We start from the raw sequence: 12,811 nt of genomic DNA on the forward strand, positions 1-12,811 counted from the left end.
TATCTTTTAACAAATAAAGCCCATGCTTTCTATACTATAAAAAGTAACTAAAGAGTCATGGGGATTTATTGTAAATATAATTTGATTGAAATTCAATCGGAATTTAATTTTTTAAATAATAACACCCGATTTAAAATTAAGAAATTTTAGAAATCGGGTGTGTAATTATTATTTTTTAGCTTCCTCGATGTAAGAGATAGCTTGACCTACAGTAGCGATGTTTTCTGCTTGATCGTCTGGAATTTGAATGTCAAATTCTTTTTCGAATTCCATAATAAGCTCAACAGTGTCTAATGAGTCAGCTCCCAAATCATTAGTGAAGCTTGCTTCTGTTACAACTTCGTTTTCGTCAACACCTAATTTGTCTACGATAATCGCTTTTACTCTTGATGCAATGTCTGACATAATCTTTTAATTTTAGAATTTAATTTGTTGGCAAAAATAAAACAACTTTATTTTAAAACAACTATTTAGTGAATAAATGTGAGTACTAATTTATAAAATTTATTCCAACAAAGATTTTGTAAACCTATTTATTTTCGTTTTTTATTCCTTTTTTTGCATAAAATCTAAAAATAGAATTATGAAAAGAATACTGATATTTGCTTCTGGATCGGGGACTAACGCTGAAAACATTATAAAATATTTTGGCAATGGGGAGATTGGGAAGGTAGCAGCTGTTTTTACCAATAATGCAGCAGCTACTGTTCTTGATAAAGCAAAAAAATTAGATGTTCCTACCGTGATTTTTTCTAAAGAAGAATTAAATTCAGGAAAAGTATTACAGAATGTAATTCAATTTGAACCGGATTTAATTGTCTTAGCGGGATTTTTATTAAAATTTCCAGATGATTTAATTGAAACTTATCCAAATAGAGTCATAAATATACATCCTGCCCTGCTGCCAAAATTTGGCGGAAAAGGAATGTATGGAATGCATATTCACAAAGCAGTAGTAGAAAATAAAGAAATTGAAACTGGAATTACTATTCATTATGTGAATGAAAATTATGACGAAGGGAATATTATATTTCAGCAGCATGTCAGTCTTTTTGAAAGTGATACACCAGAAACGGTTGCTGCAAAAATCCATGAACTGGAACAAAAACATTTTCCTGAAGTTATAGAAAAACTGCTTCTTAATAATCTTTAATTACCGCTCTTGAATTACGACGTACATATATATACAGACGGCGCTGCTAAGGGAAACCCCGGAAATGGAGGTTACGGTGTTGTTATGGAATGGGTTGGAAAACCTTATAAAAAGGAGTTTTACGAGGGTTTCAGGCACACAACCAATAACCGGATGGAATTGCTGGGAGTAATTGTTGGTCTTGAAAAACTAAAAAAAGAGAATACAGCCGTTCTGGTTATTTCGGATTCAAAGTATGTTGTGGATTCGGTTCAGAAAAAATGGGTGTTTGGCTGGGAAAAAAAAGGTTTTGCCGGAAAGAAGAACCCTGATTTGTGGAAACGCTTTCTGCTTGTTTATAAAAAGCATCAGGTTGATTTTAAATGGATAAAAGGGCATAATAATCATCCTCAGAATGAAAGATGTGATGAACTGGCTGTTATGGCTTCTATGCAGAAACAGCTTTCGATAGATGCCTTTTATGAAAAAGAAGAGGGCAAACTTTTATGAAAACTTTGCAAAATACACCCTTTGCAATATTGCAACTTATAAACTATCTTTGCACCCTAATTCGAAACTCATATAATGAATAAATTATTGATTGTTGGAACAGTAGCTTTCGACGCAATTGAAACTCCTTTTGGGAAAACAGACAAAATTCTAGGCGGAGCAGCAACTTATATAGGAATATCGGCTTCTTTTTTTAATGTTAAATCGGCAGTAGTTTCTGTTGTTGGCGATGATTTTCCACAGGAATATTTAGATTTGCTAACAGATAGAAATATAGATATTTCTGGAATCGAAGTTGTTAAGGGAGGTAAAACTTTCTTCTGGAGCGGATTGTACCACAACGATTTGAATTCAAGAGATACTTTGGTAACTGAATTAAACGTTTTAGCAGATTTTCAGCCAAAAGTGCCTCAGGATTATAAAAATGCCGAAATTGTAATGTTAGGTAACCTGCATCCATTGGTACAAAGCAGTGTTTTGGACCAAATGGAAACCAAACCAAAATTAGTAGTTCTTGATACTATGAATTTTTGGATGGATTGCGCCTTGCCAGAATTATTAGACATCATAAAAAGAGTAGATGTTATTACTATAAATGATGAAGAAGCGCGTCAGCTTTCTGGAGAATATTCTTTAGTTAAAGCAGCAACAAAAATTCACGAAATGGGACCAAAATATGTGGTAATCAAAAAAGGTGAACATGGAGCTTTGTTGTTTCATGGAAAAGAAATTTTCTTTGCACCGGCATTACCGTTAGAAGAAGTTTTTGATCCAACTGGTGCTGGAGATACTTTTGCAGGAGGATTTTCAGGATATATAACACAAAGTGAAAATGTTTCTTTCGAGAATATGAAAAACGCAATTATTTACGGTTCGAATTTAGCTTCTTTCTGTGTAGAGAAATTTGGAACAGAAAGGATGATTGGTTTAGAAGAGGATGAAGTGGTCTCAAGACTTAAACAGTTTAAATCTCTGACCCAGTTTGATATAGAATTATAATGTTCTAAAGCCTCGATATGAGGCTTTTTTTAATTAACACAGTTAATATTTATAAGAAACAGTACGAATTTGCTTCGTATTTGGTTTAAAGAAAAGTTATACAGATACCAATAAATACCAACAACTACAAACAACAAAACAATGAGCGACGCTTTAAAACACGAATGTGGAATAGCTTTAGTCAGACTTTTAAAACCTCTTGAATTTTATAAAGAAAAGTATGGTACCGCATTCTATGGTATACAGAAAATGTACCTGATGATGGAGAAACAGCACAACCGCGGTCAGGACGGTGCTGGTTTTGCAAGCATTAAAATGGATGTAGAACCGGGTGAAAGATACATAAGCCGTGTCCGTTCTAATCATGCACAGCCTATTCAGGATGTTTTCAAACAGATAAACGAAAGAGTAAACGAAGTGATGGCGGCTCATCCTGAATATTCGGATGATGTTGCACAGCTGAAAGCAAATATTCCTTATATAGGTGAACTGTATTTAGGACACGTCCGTTATGGAACTTTTGGTAAAAATAGTATAGAAAGCGTGCACCCGTTTTTGCGTCAAAGCAACTGGATGCACAGGAATTTGATTTTGGCTGGAAACTTTAATATGACTAACGTTAAAGAACTTTTTCAGAATCTGGTTGAATTAGGACAGCATCCAAAAGAAATGGCAGATACTGTTACTGTAATGGAAAAAATCGGCCATTTTTTGGATAAAGAAGTAATGCAGTTATATCAGGACTGTAAAGCCGAAGGTTATTCTAAAAGAGATGCTTCTCCAGTAATTGCAGAGCGTTTGGATATCGCTAAAATACTTATGCGTTCTGCCAAAAATCTTGATGGAGGATATGCTATGGCAGGTCTTTTGGGTCATGGAGATGCATTTGTATTTAGAGATCCTGCAGGAATACGTCCGGCTTATTATTATCAAGATGATGAAATTGTGGTGGTAGCCTCTGAACGCCCTGTGATTCAGACAGTCTTTAATGTTCCGTTTGAAAAAGTAAAAGAAATTGATCCTGGTAATGCTTTAATCATCAAAAAAAATGGAGATATTTCGATGAAAGAAATTTTAACTCCAACTGTAAAAAAAGCATGTTCATTCGAACGCATCTATTTCTCAAGAGGAAGCGACGCAGAGATTTATCAGGAAAGAAAAGATTTAGGGAAATTGATTTTGCCTGCAGTATTAGAGTCTATTGATAACGATACTGACAACACTGTTTTTTCATACATACCAAATACAGCTGAAACTTCCTTTTATGGTCTGGTAGAAGCGGCTCAGGATTTTTTAAATCAAAGAAAGAAAAATTTTATTCTTGAAAATAAGGATACATTAACAGTTGATTCTTTAGAAAAATTACTTTCAGTAAAAATTAGAACTGAAAAAGTTGCTATAAAAGATGCTAAACTTAGAACTTTTATTACCGAAGACAGCAGCAGGGATGATTTAGTGGCTCACGTTTATGATGTAACTTATGGAGTAATCAAGCCAACGGATAATCTTGTTATTATTGATGATAGTATTGTAAGAGGAACAACTCTTAAAATGAGTATCATTAAAATGATGGATCGTTTAAAACCAAAAAGAATTGTAATCGTTTCGTCTGCACCGCAGATACGTTTTCCTGATTGTTATGGAATTGACATGGCAAAATTAGAAGGACTTGTTGCATTTAGAGCAGCTTTAGAGTTATTGAAAGAAAGAAATCTGTATCATATTGTTGATGAAGTGTATGCTAAATGTAAAGCGCAGGAAAATTATCATGATACAGATGTTGTAAATTATGTTACAGCAATATATGATTCTTTCACTTCCCAGGAAATCTCAGATAAAATTGCCGAAATGCTTAGTTCATCGGATATTAATGCTGAAGTAAAAATTATTTTCCAAACAGTAGAAGATTTACATGTAGCTTGTCCAAAAAACCTAGGAGATTGGTACTTTACAGGTGATTATCCTACTCCAGGCGGTAATCGTGTAGTAAATAGAGCTTTTATGAATTTTTATGAAGGTAAAGACGCCAGAGCATACTAAATTGTCCGATTATCGGGTATGTAGGTACTTTGTCGAATTTATTTTAAAAATCATTAATATCAAATTATGTTTGCTCTACCATAATTTAGTAGGTTAAGTTTATGGTAGATTTGGGGCAAAAAGGGTGAAAGTAACATTTCACCTTTTTTATTGGAATAAAGTCAGGTTTTGCTTTTTATGATTCTATTTTATATTGTACAAATAGAATATTCAGTAATAAGATTTACTGAATATGGGTAAATTCTTTAGTTAAACGACTTTATTGGGCATTTATCGAGAATAATTTAGAAATACATTTTTACAAAGTACATTTGAGTACCATAATTTTTAGTAGGTTAAGTTTATGGTAGATTTGGGGCAAAAAGGGTGAAAGTAACATTTCACCTTTTTTATTGGAATAAAGTCAGGTTTTTGCTTTTTGTGATTCTGTTTTATATCGTACGAATAGAATATTCAGTAATAAAATTACTGAATTCTGGCAAATTCTTTAGTTAAACGACTTTATTGGGTATTTATCGAGAATAATTTAGAAATACGTTTTTATAAAGTACATTTGAGTACCATAATTTTTAGTAGGTTAAGTTTATGGTAGATTTGGGGCAAAAAGGGTGAAAGTAACATTTCACCTTTTTTATTGGAATAAAGTCAGGTTTTTGCTTTTTGTGATTCTGTTTTATATCGTACGAATAGAATATTCAGTAATAAAATTACTGAATTCTGGCAAATTCTTTAGTTAAACGACTTTATTGGGTATTTATCGAGAATAATTTAGAAATACGTTTTTATAAAGTACATTTGAGTACCATAATTTTTAGTAGGTTAAGTTTATGGTAGATTTGGGGCAAAAAGGGTGAAAGTAACATTTCACCTTTTTTATTGGAATAAAGTCAGGTTTTTGCTTTTTATGATTCTGTTTTATATCGTACAAATAGAATATTCAGTAATAAAATTTACTGAATATGAGCAAATTCTTTAGTTAAACGACTTTATTGGGTATTTATCGAGAATAATTTAGAAATACGTTTTTACAAAGTAAATTTGAGTACCATAATTTTTAGTAGGTTAAGTTTATGGTAGATTTGGGGCAAAAAGGGTGAAAGTAACATTTCACCTTTTTTATTGGAATAAAGTCAAAAAAGAAAATAGAAATAAAATTAAAAGTGTCTTAAAAAAAATAGACGAACAAACTCTAGGTTCGTCCGTCTATCATGTATTGTATGTCCTTTATTCTATTTTCTTACTTCTCTAAAGCAAAACGTCTAGATACTTCAGTCCAGTTAATTACACTGAAAAAAGCTTCAATATAATCAGGTCTTCTGTTTTGATAATTCAAATAATAAGCATGTTCCCAAACATCCATACCTAAAATTGGAGTTCCTCCGCAGCCTACTTCAGGCATTAATGGATTGTCTTGATTTGGAGTACCGCAAACGTCTAATTTACCTCCTTTTTGTACACATAGCCAAGCCCATCCAGAGCCAAATTGTGTAGCACCAGCTTTAGCAAATTTTGCTTTAAATTCTTCAAAAGTTCCAAAAGAGCTTTCGATAGCCTCTAACAGTTCACCAGTTGGTAATCCGCCTCCATCAGCTGACATAACAGTCCAAAATAAGTTATGATTGTAAAAACCACCACCATTATTACGAACAGCAGCATTAGATTTATCTAAGTTAATCAAGATATTTTCAATTGTTTTTCCTTCCAAATCAGTTCCTGCTATAGCTGCATTCAAATTTGTAGTGTAAGCGTTGTGATGTTTTGAATGGTGTATTTCCATTGTACGGGCATCAATATGTGGTTCTAATGCGTCATACGCATAAGGTAATTGTGGTAATTCAAAAGCCATAGTATAGTTGTTTAATGATTTATAAATAATTTCAAAATTAAACATTTAACTTTGGAATTGAAAATTCTATTTTGTTATAATTTTATCAAATAAAATGATAGTTCCTTTTGGCGGTCAAAAAAACAGTAATTTGGAGCTGTTTCCCGCTATTCGTTTCAATCTTTTTATCTCGTCCCAAAAGCCGAGACAAAAAGGATTTCCACTTCTATCGGGGCTTGGGATTTTGTGATTTCAACAAAATTTGTTTTCAAAAATAAAAACAGTACTTAATATATGGAAAGACCATCTTTCGCCATTTATGATGCCTCAGCAGGTTCCGGAAAAACATATGCACTTGTCAAAGAATATCTAAAAATTATTTTAACGGCAAACAAGAATGATGCCTATCGAAATATTCTTGCCATTACTTTTACCAATAAAGCGGTTCATGAAATGAAAAGCCGTATTGTAGGCAGTTTGTCCGAATTTGCTAAAGATGAACCAAATGCAAAAGCTTCTGATTTAATGCAGGATTTATCCGTAGATACCGGACTTTCTATAATTCAGATTAAGACCAAATCACAGCAGATTATCAAGCATATTATTCATAATTATGCAGCTTTTGATATATCTACGATTGATAAATTCACCCACAAAGTGATTCGGGCTTTTGCACACGATTTGGGACTGCCTATGACTTTTGAGGTGACTTTGGATACCGAAAATTTATTAATCGAAGCCGTGGATGCGATAATTGCACAAGCGGGCGAAGATGAAACGCTGACCAAATTACTTATCGATTTCACGATGGAAAAAACCGATGATGATAAATCTTGGGACATCTCGCGGGAAATTCTGGAAACAGGAAAATTAGTACTCAATGAAAATAACCGAAACGAAATTGTCCATTTTCAAGATAAATCAATAAGTGATTTTATAGCTGTAAAAGATAAATTAGTTCAGGTCTGCAAAAATTTGGAAAAAGAAAATGCGGCGTGTTCTAGTGAATTGCTGCAATTAATTGATAAAAACGGAATTGATTTGAAATCATTCTCCAGAGGAACTTTTCCTAATCATCTTCAAAGCATAACGGATGGAAGATTTAATTCCAAGAATAAAATGTTTCGGGAGTTTGATGATATTGCAATTAATAAAACGGCAAAAGACCGCGCTTTAATAGAAAATATTATTCCTGATTTGCTGCAGAGTCTTTCGGGAATTTACAAAAACTTCGAAAAACGAAATTTCTATAAAGCTTTCTTGAAGAACATTACACCTTTGTCATTGTTGAATACGGTAAGTAATGAATTGACAAAAATTCAAAACGAGCAAAATACGTTGTCTATTACCGAATTCAATGCTATTATTCACCGTGAAATCCAAAATCAGCCGGCTCCTTTTATATATGAAAGATTGGGAGAGCGCTACCGTCACTTTTTTATTGACGAATTTCAGGATACTTCCGAAATGCAGTGGCAAAATTTGATTCCGCTTATTGATAATGCGCTTGCTGGTCAGGATGATTCCGGCCAAAAAGGAACTTTGATGATAGTTGGTGATCCAAAACAGTCTATTTATCGCTGGCGTGGCGGTAAAGCCGAACAGTTTATTGAGCTTAGTAAAGATCAAAATCCGTTCAGTAATCCTGAAAAAAAATTAGAACATTTAGATAAAAATTATAGAAGTTATTCGCAGGTAATCGAATTTAATAATAGTTTTTTTAAATTGTTATCAGGTGAATTCGATAATCCAGATTACAAAGATCTATACGAAAACCATAGTCATCAAAAGATAAATAATAAAGTAGGCGGTTATGTGAATATTTCATTTTTACCCGAAATAGAATCTTCGGAAGATGATGAAGAAACTCTCGATAAATCAGAACTATATGTTTTGGCGACATTAAATACGATTCAAAAAGTATTAAAAGAGGGTTTCGAATATAAAGATATTGTAATCCTGACTCGAAAAAGAAGTCAGGGAATTGCAGTTGCCAATTATTTGACGGAACAAGGGGTTCCGCTTTTGTCTTCCGAAACACTGATGATTCAAAATGCAACTGAAGTCCGGCTGATAATCCATATTCTGAAATATTTAAAAAACAGCTCCGATTTAGAGTCGAAAGCCAATTTTTTGCAGTATTTGGCACAAAATAAACAAAATGAATTGCCTGTTCATGATTTCATCGCCAAAGGAATGGAATTGAAAGAAGAAACAACTTTCGAAAAATGGCTCGAGAACTGTAATATTGAACTCTCTTTTCAAAATATTAGAAAAAAATCTTTGTATGAAGCAGCTGAAGTTATTATTTCTAAGTTTCTAACAATGAATAAAAATGAAGCAGATCAATCTGTAGGGACAGCTTATGTTCAGTATTTTTTGGATATTGTTCTTGAGCGTGATGTTCGTAATCAGGCAGGGATTTCAGATTTTTTGAATTATTGGGATAAAAACTCCGAGAAATTCAGTATTCCTTCTCCCGAGGGAACAAATGCGGTAAGGATTATGACCATTCATAAATCGAAAGGGTTGGAGTTTCCGGTCGTGATTATGCCTTTTGCTGAAGAAGATTATAATAGAAAACCAAAAGACAAGTTATGGCTCAATTCTGAAGAGCAAGATCTTAATATGCCGAAAGTATTGGTAGATAACAGCAGTGCTATTGAGGAATTTGGCGAGGAGGCTTCTGCTGTTTATAATTTAAAAAAACAGGAAGAACTGCTGGATAATATTAATGTGCTGTACGTTGCTTTGACAAGGGCAGAAGAACAATTGTATATTATTTCTCAAAATGTAAAGCCTAGAAAAGATGGTGAATATCCAAGTAATATGGCTTCTTTTTTTATAAAATATCTGATGCAGCAAAGACTTTATGAGGAGAATAAATTAGAATATCAATTTGGTAATTCAACAAAGTTATCAGATAAAGAAATACATATTGACACTACCAAAAATATTCCTGCAGTTTTGGAAGTCCTGAATCCTAAAAACATAAAAATAGCTCAAAGAGAAGCATTAATGTGGGGTACTCATCAGTTGGAGGCAATTGAGTTTGGTAATGTAATACACGAAATACTTTCTTTTGTAGCGACAAGAAACGATGTTGAATTGGCAATTAATAAAGCAATCGAAAATGGGTTAATTACAATACTTCAAAAGGAAATAGTTTATAATGCAATAACTGAAATAGTAAATCATCAGGATTTAGCTGAGCATTTTGCTGAAGGGAATGAAGTTTTAAATGAAAAAACGATTATTCAAAAAGAGAGTGGTACTATTAAACCTGACCGGATTGTGATTAATAAAGCAAAAGAAGTTTTTTTGCTGGATTATAAAACAGGGCTTCCTAATCAGAAATATAAATATCAATTAGAAAATTATCAAATGGCTATTGAAAAAATGGGCTTTAAAGTATTAAAAAAAGCACTGGTATACATTGGAACCAAAATCGATATAGTACATTTGTGAAAAACAAATAATTTATCAAATAATTAAATTTAAAGCTTATTTGTCTTTAGATTTTTAAAAATTAATAAAAATGTACGGTAAAATTCAGCAACACTTGCAGTCGGAGCTTCAAACTATTGAAGAAAACGGAATTTTTAAAAAAGAAAGAATTATAACTTCTGCACAAGGAGCAGAAATTACCATTTCGACAGGAGAAACTGTTCTAAATTTTTGTGCCAATAATTATTTAGGACTTTCTTCTCATCCCGAAGTGATTCAAGCCGCAAAGGATGCGATGGATACTCATGGTTTTGGAATGTCATCTGTTCGTTTTATTTGCGGAACGCAGGATATTCATAAAACATTAGAAAAAAAGATAGCGGATTTTTATGGAACAGAAGATACTATACTATATGCTGCAGCTTTTGATGCAAATGGAGGTGTTTTTGAGCCTTTGTTTGGAGAAAATGACGCTATTATATCAGATAGTTTAAATCATGCCTCTATTATAGACGGAGTGCGTTTGTGTAAAGCAGCTCGGTATCGTTATGAGAACAGTAACATGGAAGATTTAGAACAGCAGTTAATTAAAGCAAATGAATCAGGAGCCCGTTTCAAAATAATTGTTACTGATGGTGTTTTTTCTATGGACGGATTGGTAGCTCCATTGGATAAAATTTGCGATCTGGCTGATAAGTATGATGCTTTGGTTATGGTTGATGAATGCCATGCGGCTGGGTTTATTGGAGCGAAGGGAAAAGGTACTCTCGAAGCTAAAGGAGTGATGGGTCGTGTTGATATTATTACTGGTACACTGGGAAAAGCTTTGGGAGGTGCTATGGGAGGTTATACAACAGCCAAAAAAGAAATAATTGAATTGCTGCGTCAGCGTTCCAGGCCGTATTTGTTCTCAAATTCATTGGCGCCAGCTATTGTTGGTGCGTCTATAAAAGTATTTGAATTATTAGAAAAGAATACAGTTTTAAGAGATCAATTAGAGTGGAATACTAATTACTTTAAAGCGGGTATGAAAAAAGCTGGTTTTGATATAGTAGAAGGAGATTCGGCTATAGTGCCAGTAATGTTATATGATGCAAAATTAGCTCAAACTATGGCTAATGAACTGCTGAAAGAAGGAGTGTATGTAATTGGATTCTTTTTTCCTGTTGTTCCTAAAGAGAAAGCGAGAATACGAGTGCAGTTATCAGCAGCACATACAAAAGAACATTTGGATAAAGCAATAGATGCTTTTATAATCGTAGGACAAAGACTTGCTGTAATATAATTGTTAAAATTTCAATTTGAGAAGCGTTTTATTTAACAAATTATTTTGATATTACAGAAAATCATGCTATTTTTGTTTGAAATTAACTAATTGTAATTAAAATAACAAAGTATGAAACATCTTAACAAACTTTTAGTTGCTGTAACGATGGTGATGGGATTAAGCTCTCAGGCACAGGACAGTAACAATAAATGGGCAATCGGTTTTGGAGTAAATGCGGTTGACTACAGATCTAGTGCAGGTGGTGACTTTAAGAGTCATTTTGATCAGCCATTTAATGTAAGTGATAACTGGAATATCCTTCCTTCTGTTTCTTACATAAACGTTTCTAGATATGTGGGGAGTAATTTTATTGTAGGGCTTACAGGTTCAATCAATAAGATTGATAAATTTGTAACTGCTCCCAATGTTGTTGTAAATCCTGGTGATTTGATGTACTATGGTATTGATGCAACAGTTACATATAGCTTTATGGAGTTGATTAAATCTAAAGTATTAGAGCCTACATTAAGTGTTGGAGCTGGATATACTTTCTTAGGAGATGAGAGCTACGGTACAGTTAATCCAGGAATTGGATTAAATATTTGGTTTACTGAGAATGTTGGTCTTTCATTGCTAGGTACATATAAAACATCTTTCGGAGACAGAACATATGCTGACGGAAAAACACCGGACTCTCCATCTTATTCTCAATATTCTGCAGGTCTTACTTTCAAGTTTGGCGCTAAAGATACTGACGGTGACGGAATCTATGATAAAGATGATGCTTGCCCAGAAGTTGCTGGTTTAAAACAATTTAACGGTTGTCCAGATACTGATGCTGATGGTATCGAAGATTCTAAAGATAAATGTCCTACGACTGCAGGTACAGCAGAATTCCAAGGTTGTGCTGATACAGATGGTGACGGTGTAGCAGATCCTGATGACGCTTGTCCTTCAGTTGCTGGTTTGAAACAATTCCAAGGTTGTCCTGATACTGACGGTGACGGTGTTACTGATGCTTCAGACAAATGTCCTACTGTAGCTGGTCCAGTTTCAAATGGAGGATGTCCTGAATTAGACTCTGATAAAGACGGTGTAATTGACAAAGAAGATGCTTGTCCTACAGTATCTGGTCCTGCAAGTAATAAAGGATGTCCAGAAGTAACTGAGCAAGTATTGCAAGAACTAAAAGTTCAAGCTAGAGCTGTGTATTTTGTAACTGGTAAAGCAGTTCTTGAAACAGCTGATAAAGGAGCAACAGATGGCAGATTAGAAGCGATTAAAGAAATCCTTAAAAACTATCCAAATGCTAAATTCGCTATCGAAGGTCACACAGATAACACTGGTAGCGCTAAAGTGAACCAAAAACTTTCTGAAGACAGAGCAAAAGTTGTTATGGATAAGTTAATCGAAAAAGGTGTTAATCCTGCTAACTTAACTTCAGCTGGTTTTGGATCTACTAAGCCAGTTGCTGACAACAAAACTAAAGAAGGTAAAGCATTAAACAGAAGAACTGAAATTAGACACATTGGTACAATATCCGAAGGTAAATTGTAATCAATTATCTAAATAATTTTAAAAAGCCATTCTT

General features: G+C 33.5%; 9 protein-coding genes. 7 read left to right on the top strand and 2 right to left on the bottom strand.

What is annotated here, in order from left to right:
* Positions 1-168: 168 nt before the first annotated feature.
* The gene (locus tag IRZ80_RS05185; protein ID WP_007137004.1) at positions 169-405 is read right to left on the bottom strand and encodes an acyl carrier protein; all 237 of its coding nucleotides are present in this window, start codon (positions 403-405) and stop codon (positions 169-171) included.
* A 178-nt stretch (positions 406-583) separates the two neighbouring features.
* Here IRZ80_RS05185 and IRZ80_RS05190 point away from each other — a divergent pair, with 178 nt between their 5' ends.
* From IRZ80_RS05190 to IRZ80_RS05205, 4 genes are all read left to right on the top strand, one after another.
* The gene (locus tag IRZ80_RS05190) at positions 584-1,153 is read left to right on the top strand and encodes a phosphoribosylglycinamide formyltransferase (RefSeq protein ID WP_194640495.1); all 570 of its coding nucleotides are present in this window, start codon (positions 584-586) and stop codon (positions 1,151-1,153) included.
* A gap of 9 nt (positions 1,154-1,162) precedes the next feature.
* On the top strand, positions 1,163-1,642 hold the full coding sequence (gene rnhA, locus IRZ80_RS05195) for a ribonuclease HI (RefSeq protein WP_194640496.1): 480 nt from the start codon (positions 1,163-1,165) through the stop codon (positions 1,640-1,642).
* 75 nt (positions 1,643-1,717) lie between these two features.
* On the top strand, positions 1,718-2,641 hold the full coding sequence (locus tag IRZ80_RS05200; RefSeq protein WP_194640497.1) for a PfkB family carbohydrate kinase: 924 nt from the start codon (positions 1,718-1,720) through the stop codon (positions 2,639-2,641).
* Positions 2,642-2,782: 141 nt separating this feature from the next.
* The gene (locus IRZ80_RS05205) at positions 2,783-4,681 is read left to right on the top strand and encodes an amidophosphoribosyltransferase (RefSeq protein WP_194640498.1); all 1,899 of its coding nucleotides are present in this window, start codon (positions 2,783-2,785) and stop codon (positions 4,679-4,681) included.
* Positions 4,682-5,918: 1,237 nt separating this feature from the next.
* Here the strand turns inward: IRZ80_RS05205 and IRZ80_RS05210 are convergent.
* Positions 5,919-6,527 carry a superoxide dismutase gene (locus IRZ80_RS05210; RefSeq protein WP_115813149.1) on the bottom strand — a complete coding sequence of 203 codons (609 nt, stop codon included), beginning with the start codon at positions 6,525-6,527 and terminating at the stop codon, positions 5,919-5,921.
* A 273-nt stretch (positions 6,528-6,800) separates the two neighbouring features.
* On the opposite strand from IRZ80_RS05210, the gene IRZ80_RS05215 reads away from it, so the two are divergent.
* The 3 genes from IRZ80_RS05215 (at position 6,801) to IRZ80_RS05225 (ending at position 12,777) form a co-directional block, all read left to right on the top strand.
* Entirely contained in the window at positions 6,801-9,974 is a 3,174-nt protein-coding gene (locus tag IRZ80_RS05215) for a UvrD-helicase domain-containing protein (RefSeq protein ID WP_194640499.1), read from the top strand.
* 70 nt (positions 9,975-10,044) lie between these two features.
* Positions 10,045-11,238: a glycine C-acetyltransferase gene (kbl, locus tag IRZ80_RS05220; RefSeq protein WP_194640500.1), complete on the top strand. Its 1,194-nt coding sequence runs from the start codon at positions 10,045-10,047 to the stop codon at positions 11,236-11,238.
* 111 nt (positions 11,239-11,349) lie between these two features.
* On the top strand, positions 11,350-12,777 hold the full coding sequence (locus IRZ80_RS05225) for an OmpA family protein (protein WP_194640501.1): 1,428 nt from the start codon (positions 11,350-11,352) through the stop codon (positions 12,775-12,777).
* Positions 12,778-12,811 lie beyond the last annotated feature (34 nt).

The sequence above is a fragment of the Flavobacterium sp. HJJ genome, assembly GCF_015351475.1.
In the GTDB taxonomy this organism is placed as follows: domain Bacteria; phylum Bacteroidota; class Bacteroidia; order Flavobacteriales; family Flavobacteriaceae; genus Flavobacterium; species Flavobacterium marginilacus.